Raw genomic sequence first — 14,981 nt, 5'->3', positions numbered from 1 at the left:
CTATTTTTTGGCCTTTTCATATGCCTCGTGCCAATCAGGGAAAGCTTTACGAAACTGAATAGGCTTAAAGCTTTCTTTATCTACACAAATATGAGATGAGGTGGCTTTGATGGAAAGCTCACCGGCCGGATTATAAATGTGATAACCATAGACGGTTTTAAAACCGTTGTATTCCTCTATCCATGTTTGCACAACCGCGGTTTCTCCGTAATGAAGCGGCTTTTTATAGGAAATATTGATATCAACGACTGGAGACAGAACGCCTCTCTTTTCCATATCACTGTATAAAAAGCCTAAGTCCTTAATGAGGGCCGTTCTGCCGACCTCCATCCATACAAGATAATTTGCGTGATAAACAATCCCCATTTGATCTGTTTCTGCATAACGCACTTCTATTTCTTTTTTTGATACATGCAAGATTACTCTGCTCCCTTAACGTCAATTTAGCCCCATTTTACCATAATCAAATCAGAAAGAAAAAAACCAGGTTTCCCTGGTTTTTATGAACGGTATCCGTTTTGTCTCGCTGCAGATTCGTCTTGAATTTCATTACGAAACGCTTCGATACTCTGTTCGCGTCTTTCATTTTTTTCTTTGATACGCTGTTTATCTTCTCCTGAAGCAAACTCCATTGATTCCTCTGCTTCTTCTATGTTTTCAATTGTATTTTGAACCATATCCTGCAATTTTTCTACGTTATCAGAACGATCATCAGGATTAGGCTGCTGGTATTGATTTTGGTTCTTTGTCATTCGGATGTACCCCCTAGAAATAAACTTGATTCGGCGCTACTCGCCTTTTGTCTGCATGATGATCGGCTGCTGCCCTGAAGTATCATGCATTTTTTCCCCTTTATTGGCTTTATATTTTACAGGCTTTGTACCCAAGTGGCTTGGAGCATATTGAGGCTGACCGTTTTTCTTGTTGTTTCCCATGTTTATCCCTCCTCAACAGATAGGATTCTCAAAAGGAGGGGTAAACATGAATACAAATTAAAGGTTATTTTTGCTTAAATCGCTGTTCAAGCTTTTCCTCAAGCTGATTTAAATACTCCGTATTGGTCATCAGCTCTTTTTTGTTTTCCATGACGAGCTCATGAAAAGAACGCTTTCTCATCTTCTTCACTCTTCTCACCTCCGCATATTCTTTTATTTTTTCCAATTCTGAAAACTTGTAAGCATATCTGAACATAAAAAAACTGAATCTAATCAAGATCCAGTTTTTGTTCCATTTCTTTTTTTGTCATGGTGCCAATGTGTATGTCTTGAATAACACCTTTTTCATTTAAGATATACGTCGTTGGATATGACATCACGTTATAGTCAGCATTGATCCCTTGTTTATCAATCAGAATGGGAAACGTTAAATCATACGTTTCAGCAAATGCCCGGACCTGTTTCTCGCTTTTCTCAGCTGAAGTGAAATTTACCGCAACAACCGCAAGTTCGTCAGCGTGTTCTTTTTGCAGCTGTTCCATCGCCGGCATTTCCTGACGGCACGGTTTACACCAAGTTGCCCAGAAATTGAGCAGCACTTTTTTGCCTTTTGTGTCCTGTAAGGAACTTTTCTCTCCTGATAGCGTTTTCAAAGAAAAATCAGGTGCTTGCTGTCCCTCTTCAATCCCCACTTCTTTTTTGCTGTATGTTTGATACAAATTCCATCCCATATAACCGGCAAGCATGATAAGCAGGATACCTGCGAGCCATTTTTTCAGCATATGCCACCTCCGCAGCACACTTTGTCATAAAAAGAAGAGAAAGCAGAAATGCCTTCTCTTCCTATAGATTCATCAGGACTGCTTCATTTTTTCACGAAGCACCATTTGCAGGATGCCGCCATGGCGATAGTAATCAATTTCCACTTCACTATCAAAGCGGACGACTGCTTCAAATGTTGTTACATTACCGTCTTCATTGATTGCTCTTACTGTCACAAGGTCACGAGGGCGAACTGTTTCATCCACATCAACCTCGATAACTTCTTTACCTGTTAAACCGAGTGTTTCCGCATTTTCACCTTGTTTAAACTGAAGCGGCAGCACACCCATGAATACAAGGTTGCTTCTGTGAATTCTTTCAAAGCTTTCAGCAATTACCGTTCTGATGCCGAGAAGGTTTGTTCCTTTTGCAGCCCAGTCACGTGAAGATCCCATACCGTAGTCTTTTCCTGCTAATACGACAAGACCTGTTTTATCTTCTTTGTATCTCATGCACGCATCATAGATGGACGTTACTTCACCAGTCGGCCAGTACGTTGTAAATCCGCCTTCTGTACCCGGTGCGATTTGGTTTTTGATGCGGATGTTTGCAAATGTTCCTCTCATCATAACTTCATGGTTTCCGCGGCGGGAACCGTAGGAGTTAAAGTCACGAGGAGAAACGCCTTTTTCTTGCAAATACTTTCCGGCAGGCGTGTCTTTTCCGATTGCCCCCGCAGGAGAAATATGGTCAGTTGTGACTGAATCGCCGAATTTACCGACAACACGCAGACCTTTTAATGGCTCAACCTTACCTGGATCAACAGACATTTCTTCGAAGAATGGCGGGTTTTGAATGTAAGTTGACTCGTTATCCCATTTATATAGGGCTTCATCTGTTGTTTCAATCTCGTTCCATCGCTTGTTGTCATCAAATACTGTTTCATACTCTTTGCGGAAGAGCTCAGGCGTAACAGTTTGCTTAACAAGTGAATTGATTTCGTCCATTGATGGCCAAATATCGTTAAAGTATACGTTTTGACCATCCTTGCCCACACCGATCGGATCAGTTTTCAAATTAATGTTTACCGTTCCAGCCAGCGCATATGCCACAACGAGCGGCGGAGAAGCAAGATAGTTACCTTTAACCAGCGGGTGAATACGCCCTTCAAAGTTACGGTTTCCGGAAAGGACAGATGTAATCAGAAGATCATTTTTCGCAACCGCTTCTTCGATTTCTGGTGAAAGCGGACCTGAGTTTCCGATACATGTTGTACATCCGTACCCAACGAGGTTAAAACCAAGCTCTTTCATGTATGGAAGAAGGCCTGAATTCACAAGATATCCTGTAACGACTTTAGAGCCCGGTGCAAGTGACGTTTTTACGTAATTAGGCACTTTAAGCCCTAACTCAACCGCTTTTTTCGCTACGAGTCCGGCGCCGATCAGAACGAACGGGTTGGATGTATTCGTACAGCTTGTGATCGCAGCAATGGCGATCGCACCCGTTTTCATAACTGTTTCTTCGCCATTAAGGAGTTTAAACTTAATTTCTTTTTCTTCTTCTTCTGCATGTAAACCGAATCCTTGGTTACCCGCAGGGCTGACTAAATGCTTTTTAAACGTTTCCTGCATAGCAGAAAGCGGGATCAAATCCTGAGGGCGTTTTGGACCTGATAAGTTTGCTTCAATTTGAGACAGGTCAATTTCAACCACATCAGTAAATTGAGGGTCTTCCGCATCTGGAGTGTAAAACAAGCCATTGCTTCTGCAGTATGCTTCGACTACATCAATATGTTCAGGATCACGGCCTGTCAGGCGCAGATAGTTTAGCGCTTCTTCATCTACTGGGAAGAATCCGCATGTAGCACCGTATTCCGGAGCCATGTTCGCAATAGTTGCGCGATCTGCAAGCGGCAGTTCTGCAACTCCCGGTCCAAAGAATTCAACAAACTTGCCGACAACGCCTTTTTCACGCAGCACCTGTGTCACTTTTAACGCCAAGTCAGTAGCTGTTGTTCCGTTCGGAAGCTTGCCGACAAGTTTCGCGCCGATTACCTCAGGAACTGGGAAGTAAGAAGGCTGTCCAAGCATTCCCGCTTCAGCTTCAATTCCGCCGACACCCCAGCCAAGAACACCGATACCGTTAATCATTGTGGTATGTGAGTCTGTTCCGACAAGCGTATCAGGATACGTTACAAGTTCACCGTCTTCTTCAATGGCATGGACGACACTTGCCAGGAACTCTAGGTTTACCTGGTGCACGATACCTGTTGCAGGCGGCACTGCCTGATAGTTATTAAACGCTTTCTTTGCCCAGCTTAAAAATTTGTAGCGTTCTGCATTTCTTTCGAATTCCAAGTCCATATTAATAGCTAACGCATCTTCTGTGCCCGCTTTATCAACCTGTACAGAGTGGTCGATAACGAGATCAACAGGAATTTCAGGGTTAATTTTATCAGGATCTCCGCCGACAGCTGCCATCGCTTTACGCAGTGAAGCAAGGTCTACTACTGCCGGAACCCCTGTGAAGTCTTGTAAAATAACACGAGACGGTTTAAACGGAACGTCGATTTCCTTTAATTCGGCAGTTCCCCACTTTGCCAAATTTTCTACGTGTTCTTTTTTGATGACGAATCCGTCAACTTGACGCAATACTGATTCTAAAAGAACTTTGATAGAATAAGGAAGCTTCGAAACCTTCCCGATTCCTGAATCTTCTAACGCCTTTAAAGAGTAGTAATGATATGTTTTCCCATTAGTAGTAAACGTTTTTCTCGCTTGGAAAACGTCTTTTGCTGCAGTTTTTTGCTCGTTTGCCATTCTCCAAAATCCCCCTTCAGATCAGATCATTCTCAGATGAAGTAAATTCCATCACAATTTTCTCACAATTTCATATTAAAACAAAATCATACATAAGTAAATATCAATGTTTTTATTAAATACAATAAGTTCGGCTTATCAGACAAATGTACCGGTAATTATTACTGTTTATGCTCTCTCATATAACACAACAAAAGGAGCCATATTATGATTGAGGTGATAATGATGGTCAAAAGAAAAGCGAATCACGTCATTAACGGAATGAATGACGCGAAAAGCCAAGGCAAAGGCGCCGGCTACGTCGAAAACGACCAGCTTGTACTGACTGAAGCTGAACGCCAAAATAATAAAAAAAGAAAAACCAATCAATAGCACCGGACTCTTTTTAAGGAGGTTCTCATTTTATGACCAATAAAAATACAAGTAAAGATATGCATAAAAACGCCCCTAAAGGACACAATCCGGGTCAGCCGGAGCCTCTCAGCGGTAGCAAAAAAGTAAAAAACCGAAACCACACAAGACAGAAGCACAACTCAAGCCATGATATGTAAGAAAAGCAGACCTTAGTGTCTGTTTTTTTATGCGTTCACCCATTTCTGATATTCCGCATATGATGTAAAGCAAGGTTGATATGTGGAGGAATGCTTCCATGACCCATTCAAAACGTAATGACGCTAATGATTTCGATAGTATGGATGAATGGCTTCGGCAATTTTTTGAAGACCCCTTCGCCTGGTACGATGAAACATTGCCTATTGATTTATATGAAACAAGTCAGCAGTATATTATTGAAGCGGATCTGACTTTTTTACAGCCGACACAAGTAACGGTTACTCTGTCTGGCTGCGAGTTCATCTTAACAGTCAAATCGTCAGGGCAGACTTTTGAAAAACAAATGATGCTTCCTTTTTATTTTAATGACAAAACCATTCAAACCGAATGCGAAAATCAAATACTCACAGTTGCCGTCAATAAAGAAACAGAAGATGGTTCTTCTTTTTCTCTTCAATTTCCTCTCAGCTAATATAAAAAGTCACTTTCATCCCCTATTATGAAAGTGACTTTTTTCCGTCCATTTATCGTCAAATACCCTCTAGTGACTCTCCCATGGCCAAATAGCAGATTCACTATACAATAGAATATGATCTACTATCTCTTTTGACTAGACGTCTATCATTTCTTTCTATTCTTTTTTTACTGTGTTCTTCTAATCTCTCTTCGTATACAATATGGTTAGAATAAGGGGGGAATGATTGATGCTGGAAGGCTGGTTTTTGTGGTTTATTCTGTTTTGGGTGATCATGATGGTTGTCTTATTATCAATCGGCGGTTTTTTTATGTTTCGAAAGTTTTTAAAGCGTTTACCGAAAGAAGACGGCAGGTCAGAGCTTGATTGGCAGGATTACTATATCGAAAACAGCATGCATTTGTGGAGCAATGAAAACAAACAATTTCTTAATGAATTGGTTTCGCCGGTTCCGGAGCTGTTCAGAGATGCAGCAAAAGCCAAAATCGCAGGTAAAATCGGTGAGCTTGCATTAGAAGAAAAGGTATCAAAGATTGATCAGCAACTGATGATCAGAGGCTATATTCTCGCAACTCCTAAAAGAGACCATACCTTCTTAAAAAGACATCTGCAGGACAAAAAAATCGATCTCGAACCTTATCAGACCCTTCTCAAATAAAAAACCTTTCCTGATAGAAGGAAAGGTTTTTTAATTCATTTGAATATTAGCTGACTGCAGCTCGTTATGAAGTTTTCGATATGATAAATACATGGCGATTCTCCACGGCACAATCATACCGAAAGCCAGAATCCAAAACATTCCGCTCAATGCGCCGTAATCAATTGATGTGCTCAAAATCGATTTCATCGCGATTCTGATCACCAAAAGACCGACTAATATAAATACAAATGCTTTAGAGCGTTTCATGTAAATTTCATTATTTTTAATTTCAAACTTAGAAGTTTTGATGAGAAAAATAGAAAAAATCACGCCTAAAGTGATTGATTCTAAAAACTCTGCACCAGTGACCCAAAATACCGGAAATAAAAACATTAACGCTCCCGTACTCATAAAAATCGGCGGAAGAATGATTTTTTTCGGTGAAACGGGCTTGTCAGAGGACTTTATTCTGACCACCATCACAGCTACAGCCATTAACACAGCAATAATCGATGAAACTATAATCATCATACTTATCATTCCTTTGTTTCTAGGAGTGTTGATACTATATACTATACTCCAAAACAATAAAAAAAACCATTTTGAAAAGAAATGACGTTAATATCCCATAACGCGGCTGACAGCCTCTAACACTTTTGTTTCCTCAAACGGCTTGACAATAAAGTCCTTTGCCCCCAGCTCAATCGCTTCCGTTACAATTCTTTGCTGGCGCATGGCGGTGCACATGATGACCTTCGCTTTAGGATCGAAGGTTAAGATATCACGAAGCGCCTTAATGCCGTTTTTCACTGGCATTGTAATATCCATTGTCACGATGTCCGGCCGCAGTTTTTTATACAGGTCCGCTGCTTGCTCACCGTCCGCGGCTTCGCCTGCGATTATGTAATTTGCCTCTTCCAAGATCTCTCTGATTTTCACCCTCATGAACTTGGCGTCGTCTACAACTAAAACTCTTGTCATATTCCCCTCCAACAATCGATTTCCACAGATAATAGTCTTATTGTACCAAAAACAAAAGGACTAGTAGTAGTACGAAAGTAATTTACCGTCAAAAACCAGTGAATCCTCCAAAAAGATCCGACAGCAAAATAATGATCAGGCTCATCCAATTAAAGAATAACAGCACACCAATCACAATCATCAAAACGCCGCCTGCTTTCATGATCAAAAGCTGGTTCTTTCTTATCCACTTCAGTTTTGTGATAAAGAAAGACAATAAAAGAAACGGAACAGCAAAACCGAGTACATATAACATCATGTACGGCACCGCTGAGCCTGGATTTGTGCTTGCAAGTGTGATAACAGCAGCTAATATCGGACCGGTACATGGCGTCCATCCCGCCGCAAATGCCATTCCAATTAAGACGGAACCTAAAAACCCGCTTGGTTTATGCTTAAAGTGGATTCTCCGCTCTTTCATCATAGCCTCAGGCCGGAACACGCCGAGCGTAATGAAACCGAACAAAATAATAAGCAACGCTCCAATTTGCCGAATTGCATCGTGATAATCCCTAAACAGGCTGCCAACAAAAGATGTTCCATAGCCTAAAGCGATAAAAATGACTGAAAAGCCAAGCAAAAAACACAAAGTATGAAACAAGCTTCTTTTCTGCAGCAGCAGCTTTTCTGTTTTCACATCATCCATGCTGACCCCTGTAATATATGACAAGAAAGCTGGGTAAAGCGGCAGGCAGCAAGGCGAAATAAAGGATAAAAATCCCGCTCCGAATGTCAAAAAATAATTCACGTCTCCCATGTCATCATCCCTTCATGATTTGACATTCCTTCAAGTTATGACAAAATCATTTCATTTTTTTAACACTTTCACTTGAAGGATTTCTATTTACAGAAAAAACTTATATAATTTAATTTGACATTGAGATATTGTACTCCTTCTCATTTGAAAATTAGTATAAATATGGATATAATATAAACATTCACTTTGAAGATCTAATGTATGAAAGGATACATCCCTGTGATTAGAGAGCATCTATTAAATGAAATTGAAAAAAAAAGAGCAGAGCTGCTGCAAATTGTCATGGCGAACGGAATGACATCTCATATTACGATAGAGCTCAGTCAGGAGCTTGACCATCTTCTCATACAATATCAAAAGCAGCGCCTTAGAGCAGTAGCGGGTGATGAATGATTGCAAAATAAAAAACCCGTATAAGGGTTTTTTATTTTATAACCATGTTTCTCTATATCATAATCTTTACGTATTATTTCGTTTGATTATTCATGGCTTTCATCATTTGATTGATTTTCTTTTGAGAAGGTTTCATTCCCATTTGCATCATCATCATGCGTAACATTTGTTCATTAATAGGCGGATTCTTTTTAAGGTAGCTCATCATATATTTACGAGCAATAAAAAACCCGAGTGCAACACCTATGAGCAATGCAACTACGCCCACTAGGATGCCAACCCATAAAGTCATTTTATTTCCTCCTTCATGTTGTCTAGTTTAAAGTGTACTAAACCAAAAGCTATTATACAACATTTACATCTCTTTTTCTTCGGTTTTAGACAAAATTTCTTTCTTTCACCGGATTTAGCCATCCATAACGCTTCGAATTAAAATCCATAGCCAGAAAGCAAGGGCTTACTTTTCTCAACACCTCAAAGAAAATCGTTTCTGCCTCGTAATCCCCCGAAGCCACTAATTCTATCATGTGCTCCTTCATCATAAACGTCGCGTGGCCTTTTGCTTTCGGCAAAGCTAATCTATAAATATAATCTAGCTGCCTGTAATCCGTATTGTGTAAATTCATTTTTAACCGCTGATGCATATGTAGAATCGGGATTGGCTGTGTAATATATTGAATCTGTTTCTCTGTCATTTCATACTGCTGCTTTGTCAGGCTTGTCCAATGATAGTCTTGAAACAGCTCAAACATAACCGATTCCCGCCCGAAATAGTGATTAGCAAACTCCTCTTTTATCAGGTACGTATAGTAGTGACGTTCCATCTTTTCATCCCCTTTTCCAGCAGCATTTCATTTGCTCTCTATTATACAAAAGAAGAAAAGAAAGAATTGTCTATTACTGTTAAACAGCCAATACTATTTTTGTCGGATAAACAAGAAAAAGAGGATGATTTGACTCATCCTCTTTAAAAGACTTTTACTTATTGAGTAATGCTTTAACTCGGTTCACTACGTTTGGAACTGAGAAGCCGTATTCATTGATGACGGTTTCGCCAGGAGCAGATGCACCGAATCGGTCTATGCCGAGCACGTCTCCATCAAGCCCTGTGTATTTGCCCCATCCAAATGATGCGCCCATCTCAATCGCAAGACGTTTTTTCACATCTGCAGGAAGGACAGAGTTTTTGTATTCAACAGATTGTTTATCGAAACGGTCCATTGAAGGCATGCTGACAACAGAAACATCGATATTTTCTTTTGCCAATTCAGCTTGTGCTTCAATCGCAAGACCTACTTCAGAGCCTGAAGCGATAAGAAGAGCGTCAGGTGTTTCGTTTTTAGATTTAGAAACGACATATGCTCCTTTTTCTACTCCTGCCAATGCTTCTTCAGCAGTTTGGTCAATCGTAGGAAGGTTTTGGCGTGTCAATACTAGCGCTGTTGGCTGATCAGTGCTTTGCACTGCAAGCTTCCATGCTGCCGCTGTCTCATTTCCGTCTGCAGGACGGATCAAGGAAAGGTTAGGCATCGCACGGAGTGAAGCAAGCTGTTCAACAGGCTCGTGCGTCGGGCCGTCTTCACCTACCGCAATACTGTCATGTGTGAAGACATAAGTGACAGGAAGACCCATTAACGCTGCAAGGCGAATTGCCGGACGCAGGTAATCAGAGAAGACAAAGAAAGTTCCGCCGAATACACGCAGTCCGCCATGGAGCGCCATACCATTTAAGGCTGCACCCATCGCAAATTCACGAACACCGAACCAGAAGTTTTTGCCTGAGTAATCAACCGCTGTAAAATCACCGGCATTTTTAATTGTCGTTTTGTTTGATCCCGCTAGGTCAGCAGATCCTCCGACAAAGAATGGAATTTTTTTCGCAAGTCCGTTGAGAACTTCACCGGAAGAGGCACGGGATGCCAGGCTGCTTCCTTTTTCATAAACAGGAACCTCTTGATCCCAGTCCTTCGGAAGCTCTCCTTTGATTGCCAGCTCAAGCTGTTCAGCAAGTTCAGGATAAACTTCTTTATATTTAGCGAATTGAGCATTCCATTCTTGTTCTTTTTTCTCGCCTGATTCTTTAACCACTGCAGCAAAATGCTCATATACTTCTGACGGTACGTAGAAATCTTCTTCATATGTCCACGCGTAAGCTTCTTTTGTTAACTTGCTTTCCTCTTTACCAAGCGGAGCACCGTGAACACCGGATGTGCCGGCACGGTTAGGTGAACCGAAACCGATTGTCGTTTTCACTTCAATTAATGTAGGTTTCTTTTCATTTTGGCGTGCTTTTTCGATAGCCGCTGTTAATTCTTCGATGTTGTTTCCATCCTCAACATAAAGAACTTCCCAATTCATTGCTTCAAAACGCTGTTTTGCATTTTCAGAGAATGAACGGTCGAGATCTCCATCAAGAGAGATGTCATTAGAATCGTATAATACGATCAGACGGCCAAGCTGAAGATGGCCTGCGAGTGAAGCAGCTTCAGAAGAAATGCCCTCCATTAAATCACCATCACCGCAAATACTGTATGTATAATGATCGACTACGTTAAATGAATCGCGGTTGTAAGTTTCTGCTAAATGGCGTTCAGCGATAGCCATTCCGACCGCCATGGCAATTCCTTGGCCGAGCGGACCTGTTGTCGCATCAACACCGGCAGTATGTCCGAATTCAGGATGTCCAGGTGTTTTGCTGCCCCACTGGCGGAATCCCTTAAGATCTTCGATGCTAAGATCAAACCCGCTTAAATGAAGCATGCTGTATAAAAGTGCTGATCCGTGTCCAGCAGATAAAACAAAACGGTCACGGTTAAACCAGCCAGGGTTTGCCGGACTTACGTTCATAAATTTTGTCCACAGCGTGTATGCCATTGGAGCGGCCCCCATTGGCATCCCTGGGTGACCAGAATTTGCTTTTTCAATAGCGTCTATTGACAGTGTGCGAATGGTAGCAACTGATTTCTTTTCAATTGTATCCATAAAAATCCCCTTCCTTATGTGTTGTACCCTTACATCATAAATGTCTGACGACTTTTTCTCAACTGTTTCAGCTTAAATTTGAGAGAAACTTGTTGAATTTTGTCACATAAGAGTTTTGCTTATAGTATATGCAAAAGAGGAATACGATATTTCCGTATTCCTCTTATATTAGTGAAGTTTGTTATTTTGTTGTTCTTTTTTTAGCTTTTCTGGTGTTACATCATTGCCTTCTGGGTCTATGATTTTCACACTTTTTAACGTGTTTTTCATAGAAGAGCGAAAACCTTTCAAGTACTCTTGACGAAGCTTTTGCTGTTCGGCTTTTTCTTCTTCTGTCATAACGCCAGCTTTGGCTTTAGCAGCAAGTTCATTAATTCTGGCAATTTTAGCGTTTGAAATCATGTTAAACTCCTTTATTGCATTTTGTCTATATAGTACTAGATCAAAAAGAGTTTTACAACTGATTCACTCGGCTGTCTCGTCATTCTCTATGTATTCCTGATACCGCCGGTGGACGGTCGCTTTAGACACATCATAGCCAAACCCTCTTAGCGTTGCGGCAATTTCTGCGAACGTCAGTTTATTCGCTCTTAGGCGGACGATCTCTGAGATTGGGACCTCTATTCTTTCCTTTCCGCTGTTTTCATGTTGGTTTTTCAGGTTTTTTTGCGGTTTAAAACCGTTTTTTACTGCACGCTTCATTCCCCGCTTGATTTTCATATTGTGAATTTTCCTCTGGTACTCTTCCACAATGCTGACGATCTCCAGCACCATCGAGTCAGCCTCCGATAACTCCAGTTCACCTCTGTGAGCCGTTGTATAGACTTTCACATCTTCTCTGTAGATACAATGGAGCAGGGCGATTTTTGCATTTCCCCGACCGAGCCTAGTCTCATCCTGAACCAAAATAACATCAATTCCCGAATTCTTGATCTCATCAAGCAGCTCAAATACACCGTCCCGATCCATTTCATATCCGCTGGCTTTTTCAGAAATCACTTTGACGACTTCCATGCCGTTCTCGGCTGCAATGGCCGTTAGCTCCTCCACCTGCCGCTTTAATGAAGTTTCCTGCTGTTCTTTATTTGTGCTTACGCGGGCATATATGAGTGCTTTCATTTTTTCTATCTTTCCTCTCTATCTTACAGTTGCCAATTCATATGCATCCTGATGCTTCTTTTTCAATGGAATCACCAACTCATCTCCCGGCTGGATATCAGACGTCTGAAGATGATTTTTATCAGCTACCCATTCAATAAAATCGTTTTTGTTTATCTTTTTTGTATCTGCTACCTGATCAGCAATTGACCAAAGTGTGTCGCCTTGCTGGACTTCTATTTTAGCATACTGATTAAGCTCCTGACCGCTGCTTGTATATGACAGCAAAAGGATAACCGCGCTCAAAATCACTGAGAATAGAACGACAAAAATAATAGATTCTTTACTCATGATCATAACCTCCAACAGGAATGTTTGTTCGCTTTTTTATAATTTCAGTATATACGAACAAACGTTTCTGTCAATTGTTTTTTTCGAACCTATGTTTGTACTGTAAGGAAAATCATGCTATAATCTTCTTAAAATCGACGTTTTGAGGTGCGAAAAATGACGAAGCTATCAAAAAGGCAACTTGATATCCTCCGGTTTATTAAAGCAGAGGTTAAATCAAAAGGATATCCGCCTTCCGTGAGAGAAATCGGAGAGGCTGTTGGGCTTGCGTCCAGCTCAACTGTCCACGGCCATTTGGCCCGTCTGGAAACAAAAGGGCTGATCAGACGGGATCCGACAAAACCTAGAGCAATAGAAATACTTGATGAAGAAGTAGACATTCCGCAAAGTCAGGTCGTTAATGTACCGGTCATCGGGAAAGTCACGGCGGGATCTCCTATTACAGCAGTAGAAAATATTGAAGAATATTTTCCGCTTCCTGACCGTATGGTTCCTCCGGACGAGCATGTGTTTATGCTGGAGATTATGGGAGACAGTATGATTGATGCTGGTATTCTCGATAAGGATTATGTCATCGTTAAACAGCAAAATACAGCGAACAACGGGGAAATTGTAGTTGCGATGACAGAAGATGATGAAGCTACGGTAAAACGTTTCTATAAAGAGGATACTCACATTCGCTTACAGCCTGAAAACCCAACGATGGAACCTATCATCTTGCAGAATGTCAGCATTCTAGGGAAAGTGATTGGCGTGTTCAGAACCGTCCATTAACCTATTGATCTATCAAATGCATGAAATAACCCCCTCTTCCTTTATGGAGAGGGGGTTTATTGTACAAAAAAGCAGGCTCGCCCTGACTTATGGGTGCGAGCCTGAATAGGAGGAAAAAGAACATCATGTTTACACCATAATTATCCACCAAACAATTGTTGAAGTCAAGAAATTTTCTTTCCTTTAGGAAACTTTCATCTGAATATTGTCCGTTTAAAACATTAGACGCTATGTCCTTAAAAATGTTTCATTTTCTTAGGTCGTGGAATGACGCGGCTTCATGTTTATGTAAGGAGCAACGGCAGCAATTGAATTTTAATGAAAATTTAGTACATAGTATAGTTGGTTCAACATTTTCTAAAAAAACAGCTCACTTCTCTTGATCAACGTGAGCTTCAATCAAAATGAAAATATTGTATACCATAACTGCCCTTTACCCGAACACTCGTGCAGTTTTCTGAGTGTTCTTCTGCTAATATACGGTATCGGTGAAATGGATCGATAGAAACCTTATCCTGAGCACTAAAATCAAACCAGCTGCCGCTGAATTGCTTCGTGCTCAGTGTGGTATATTCTCCCGTAAGCCCCATTCGCTGAAGTTTAATCTCAACTGAACAAGTATTGGCTCCCAAGATCGTAAACTGATAGCCTAAAATATAGTCGATCGCCGGGACATCACTGATATTTTCCAGAACAAACGATTTTGTGCTGTCATTTAAAATAAAGTCTGTTTTGTGATCAAAATCTAAAGCTGACACATGGGTACTGCCAATGCCAAAAAAACACATCAAAACTGCTGTTAAGCCTAAGATTTTTATTTTCAATTACACCCCTCCTTTACCACATTTTAACCCTACATGAGATTTATGTATATGTTCTGTGTAATATCAAGAGGTCGTTTCAATCATAAAAATCCATATGCGTTTTTTCCTGTTTATAATAACGAAGCCTGTCTTGAAGGGTTCCGGTATGAAATTCAAATTTGTGGCCGTCAGGGTCGGTAAAATAAATTGATTTTCGATCGCGTTCATCTCGTTCTCTGCCAGGCAGAATATTGACATGAAGCCTTTTTAATTTTGCTGACATTTCCTCAAACTCTTGATCTTCAATAGTAAATGCAATATGGGTATAAGACGCCTTAATGTCATTTCTCGGAATGTCAGGTTCTTCATTAAGCGCAAGCCAAATGCCATTTAAATCAAAATATGCTGTTGTTTTTCCCTTTGCCAGAAGCTTGGCATCAAACACTTTTTGATAAAAATCAATCGATGTATACAGATGAGAAACTGAAAATAATAAGTGATTGATTCCTTTCACCTTCACAAATCATTCCCCCTTGAAAGCTGATCATCCATATGTACGACTTTTTTCCAAAAAAGTTTCATGCAGTCAGCAAAAAATACCAGTGTAAACAAAATCG

23 protein-coding genes are annotated in these 14,981 nt (G+C 40.7%); 6 read left to right on the top strand and 17 right to left on the bottom strand.

The window, feature by feature from the left end:
* The 6 genes from GYO_RS32000 to acnA form a co-directional block, all read right to left on the bottom strand.
* Positions 1–417: a YbgC/FadM family acyl-CoA thioesterase gene (locus GYO_RS32000; RefSeq protein ID WP_014113943.1), complete on the bottom strand. Its 417-nt coding sequence runs from the start codon at positions 415–417 to the stop codon at positions 1–3.
* 83 nt (positions 418–500) lie between these two features.
* Positions 501–752: a small acid-soluble spore protein Tlp gene (gene tlp / locus GYO_RS31995; protein WP_003221250.1), complete on the bottom strand. Its 252-nt coding sequence runs from the start codon at positions 750–752 to the stop codon at positions 501–503.
* 36 nt (positions 753–788) lie between these two features.
* The gene (sspN, locus tag GYO_RS31990) at positions 789–935 is read right to left on the bottom strand and encodes an acid-soluble spore protein SspN (protein WP_003221249.1); all 147 of its coding nucleotides are present in this window, start codon (positions 933–935) and stop codon (positions 789–791) included.
* A 64-nt stretch (positions 936–999) separates the two neighbouring features.
* Positions 1,000–1,125 carry an FbpB family small basic protein gene (locus GYO_RS31985; RefSeq protein ID WP_003244964.1) on the bottom strand — a complete coding sequence of 42 codons (126 nt, stop codon included), beginning with the start codon at positions 1,123–1,125 and terminating at the stop codon, positions 1,000–1,002.
* A gap of 79 nt (positions 1,126–1,204) precedes the next feature.
* Entirely contained in the window at positions 1,205–1,717 is a 513-nt protein-coding gene (locus GYO_RS31980) for a redoxin domain-containing protein (RefSeq protein ID WP_014113942.1), read from the bottom strand.
* A 72-nt stretch (positions 1,718–1,789) separates the two neighbouring features.
* Positions 1,790–4,519: an aconitate hydratase AcnA gene (gene acnA, locus GYO_RS31975; protein ID WP_014113941.1), complete on the bottom strand. Its 2,730-nt coding sequence runs from the start codon at positions 4,517–4,519 to the stop codon at positions 1,790–1,792.
* Between the two features lie 225 nt (positions 4,520–4,744).
* Between acnA and sspO the strand changes: the two genes are divergently transcribed.
* The 4 genes from sspO to GYO_RS31955 all read left to right on the top strand — a co-directional run bounded on the left by sspO (position 4,745) and on the right by GYO_RS31955 (position 6,204).
* Complete coding sequence (gene sspO / locus GYO_RS31970) at positions 4,745–4,891, top strand: small acid-soluble spore protein SspO (protein ID WP_003221239.1); 147 nt, start codon at positions 4,745–4,747, stop codon at positions 4,889–4,891.
* Positions 4,892–4,923: 32 nt separating this feature from the next.
* Positions 4,924–5,070: a small acid-soluble spore protein P gene (locus tag GYO_RS31965; protein ID WP_003221237.1), complete on the top strand. Its 147-nt coding sequence runs from the start codon at positions 4,924–4,926 to the stop codon at positions 5,068–5,070.
* Between the two features lie 80 nt (positions 5,071–5,150).
* The gene (gene cotM / locus GYO_RS31960; RefSeq protein ID WP_079287803.1) at positions 5,151–5,543 is read left to right on the top strand and encodes an outer spore coat protein CotM; all 393 of its coding nucleotides are present in this window, start codon (positions 5,151–5,153) and stop codon (positions 5,541–5,543) included.
* A gap of 232 nt (positions 5,544–5,775) precedes the next feature.
* Complete coding sequence (locus tag GYO_RS31955) at positions 5,776–6,204, top strand: DUF2621 domain-containing protein (protein WP_003221232.1); 429 nt, start codon at positions 5,776–5,778, stop codon at positions 6,202–6,204.
* Between the two features lie 30 nt (positions 6,205–6,234).
* On the opposite strand, the gene GYO_RS31950 is transcribed toward GYO_RS31955, so the two are convergent.
* From GYO_RS31950 to ccdA, 3 genes are all read right to left on the bottom strand, one after another.
* A complete protein-coding gene (locus tag GYO_RS31950; protein WP_072566335.1) occupies positions 6,235–6,726 on the bottom strand; it encodes a CcdC family protein in 492 nt (163 codons plus the stop codon).
* Between the two features lie 78 nt (positions 6,727–6,804).
* The gene (locus GYO_RS31945; protein ID WP_014113939.1) at positions 6,805–7,167 is read right to left on the bottom strand and encodes a response regulator; all 363 of its coding nucleotides are present in this window, start codon (positions 7,165–7,167) and stop codon (positions 6,805–6,807) included.
* 88 nt (positions 7,168–7,255) lie between these two features.
* Positions 7,256–7,963 carry a cytochrome c-type biogenesis protein CcdA gene (gene ccdA, locus GYO_RS31940; protein ID WP_014113938.1) on the bottom strand — a complete coding sequence of 236 codons (708 nt, stop codon included), beginning with the start codon at positions 7,961–7,963 and terminating at the stop codon, positions 7,256–7,258.
* Positions 7,964–8,182: 219 nt separating this feature from the next.
* On the opposite strand from ccdA, the gene ynzD reads away from it, so the two are divergent.
* Positions 8,183–8,356 (top strand): aspartyl-phosphate phosphatase YnzD, encoded by a 174-nt coding sequence (gene ynzD / locus GYO_RS31935; RefSeq protein WP_024121579.1) that lies wholly within the window; start codon positions 8,183–8,185, stop codon positions 8,354–8,356.
* Between the two features lie 73 nt (positions 8,357–8,429).
* Here ynzD and GYO_RS31930 read toward each other — a convergent pair whose 3' ends face one another.
* From GYO_RS31930 to yneA, 6 genes are all read right to left on the bottom strand, one after another.
* The gene (locus tag GYO_RS31930) at positions 8,430–8,648 is read right to left on the bottom strand and encodes a YneF family protein (RefSeq protein ID WP_003221221.1); all 219 of its coding nucleotides are present in this window, start codon (positions 8,646–8,648) and stop codon (positions 8,430–8,432) included.
* An 85-nt stretch (positions 8,649–8,733) separates the two neighbouring features.
* Complete coding sequence (gene sirA, locus GYO_RS31925) at positions 8,734–9,180, bottom strand: sporulation inhibitor of replication protein SirA (RefSeq protein ID WP_014113937.1); 447 nt, start codon at positions 9,178–9,180, stop codon at positions 8,734–8,736.
* 154 nt (positions 9,181–9,334) lie between these two features.
* Positions 9,335–11,338, bottom strand: a complete 2,004-nt coding sequence (tkt, locus tag GYO_RS31920; protein ID WP_014113935.1) for a transketolase — start codon at positions 11,336–11,338, stop codon at positions 9,335–9,337.
* 168 nt (positions 11,339–11,506) lie between these two features.
* Positions 11,507–11,740, bottom strand: coding sequence for a DUF896 domain-containing protein (locus GYO_RS31915; protein ID WP_014113934.1), 234 nt, complete (start codon positions 11,738–11,740; stop codon positions 11,507–11,509).
* A 63-nt stretch (positions 11,741–11,803) separates the two neighbouring features.
* Positions 11,804–12,457, bottom strand: coding sequence for a YneB family resolvase-like protein (locus tag GYO_RS31910; protein WP_014113933.1), 654 nt, complete (start codon positions 12,455–12,457; stop codon positions 11,804–11,806).
* An 18-nt stretch (positions 12,458–12,475) separates the two neighbouring features.
* The gene (gene yneA, locus GYO_RS31905) at positions 12,476–12,793 is read right to left on the bottom strand and encodes a cell division suppressor protein YneA (protein ID WP_080010081.1); all 318 of its coding nucleotides are present in this window, start codon (positions 12,791–12,793) and stop codon (positions 12,476–12,478) included.
* A 150-nt stretch (positions 12,794–12,943) separates the two neighbouring features.
* Between yneA and lexA the strand changes: the two genes are divergently transcribed.
* Complete coding sequence (lexA, locus tag GYO_RS31900) at positions 12,944–13,561, top strand: transcriptional repressor LexA (protein WP_003238209.1); 618 nt, start codon at positions 12,944–12,946, stop codon at positions 13,559–13,561.
* Between the two features lie 395 nt (positions 13,562–13,956).
* On the opposite strand, the gene GYO_RS31895 is transcribed toward lexA, so the two are convergent.
* Both GYO_RS31895 and fosM read right to left on the bottom strand, forming a co-directional pair.
* Positions 13,957–14,385 carry a hypothetical protein gene (locus GYO_RS31895; RefSeq protein WP_014113931.1) on the bottom strand — a complete coding sequence of 143 codons (429 nt, stop codon included), beginning with the start codon at positions 14,383–14,385 and terminating at the stop codon, positions 13,957–13,959.
* A 76-nt stretch (positions 14,386–14,461) separates the two neighbouring features.
* Positions 14,462–14,884: a FosM family fosfomycin resistance protein gene (gene fosM, locus GYO_RS31890; protein ID WP_014113930.1), complete on the bottom strand. Its 423-nt coding sequence runs from the start codon at positions 14,882–14,884 to the stop codon at positions 14,462–14,464.
* Between the last annotated feature and the right edge of the window lie 97 nt (positions 14,885–14,981).

This window comes from Bacillus spizizenii TU-B-10 (genome assembly GCF_000227465.1).
GTDB classification, from domain to species: domain Bacteria; phylum Bacillota; class Bacilli; order Bacillales; family Bacillaceae; genus Bacillus; species Bacillus spizizenii.
The sequence above is the reverse complement of the archived record's forward strand: the minus strand, read 5'-3'. Positions and strand labels throughout refer to the sequence as shown.

Coding starts and splice junctions, on each gene's coding strand:
- tlp (WP_003221250.1), bottom strand. CDS start 752: ATGACAAAGAACCAAAATCAATACCAGCAGCCTAATCCTGATGATCGT.
- sspN (WP_003221249.1), bottom strand. CDS start 935: ATGGGAAACAACAAGAAAAACGGTCAGCCTCAATATGCTCCAAGCCAC.
- GYO_RS31980 (WP_014113942.1), bottom strand. CDS start 1,717: ATGCTGAAAAAATGGCTCGCAGGTATCCTGCTTATCATGCTTGCCGGT.
- acnA (WP_014113941.1), bottom strand. CDS start 4,519: ATGGCAAACGAGCAAAAAACTGCAGCAAAAGACGTTTTCCAAGCGAGA.
- sspO (WP_003221239.1), top strand. CDS start 4,745: ATGGTCAAAAGAAAAGCGAATCACGTCATTAACGGAATGAATGACGCG.
- GYO_RS31965 (WP_003221237.1), top strand. CDS start 4,924: ATGACCAATAAAAATACAAGTAAAGATATGCATAAAAACGCCCCTAAA.
- cotM (WP_079287803.1), top strand. CDS start 5,151: ATGTGGAGGAATGCTTCCATGACCCATTCAAAACGTAATGACGCTAAT.
- GYO_RS31955 (WP_003221232.1), top strand. CDS start 5,776: ATGCTGGAAGGCTGGTTTTTGTGGTTTATTCTGTTTTGGGTGATCATG.
- GYO_RS31950 (WP_072566335.1), bottom strand. CDS start 6,726: ATGATAAGTATGATGATTATAGTTTCATCGATTATTGCTGTGTTAATG.
- GYO_RS31945 (WP_014113939.1), bottom strand. CDS start 7,167: ATGACAAGAGTTTTAGTTGTAGACGACGCCAAGTTCATGAGGGTGAAA.
- ccdA (WP_014113938.1), bottom strand. CDS start 7,963: ATGGGAGACGTGAATTATTTTTTGACATTCGGAGCGGGATTTTTATCC.
- GYO_RS31930 (WP_003221221.1), bottom strand. CDS start 8,648: ATGACTTTATGGGTTGGCATCCTAGTGGGCGTAGTTGCATTGCTCATA.
- sirA (WP_014113937.1), bottom strand. CDS start 9,180: ATGGAACGTCACTACTATACGTACCTGATAAAAGAGGAGTTTGCTAAT.
- tkt (WP_014113935.1), bottom strand. CDS start 11,338: ATGGATACAATTGAAAAGAAATCAGTTGCTACCATTCGCACACTGTCA.
- GYO_RS31915 (WP_014113934.1), bottom strand. CDS start 11,740: ATGATTTCAAACGCTAAAATTGCCAGAATTAATGAACTTGCTGCTAAA.
- GYO_RS31910 (WP_014113933.1), bottom strand. CDS start 12,457: ATGAAAGCACTCATATATGCCCGCGTAAGCACAAATAAAGAACAGCAG.
- yneA (WP_080010081.1), bottom strand. CDS start 12,793: ATGATCATGAGTAAAGAATCTATTATTTTTGTCGTTCTATTCTCAGTG.
- lexA (WP_003238209.1), top strand. CDS start 12,944: ATGACGAAGCTATCAAAAAGGCAACTTGATATCCTCCGGTTTATTAAA.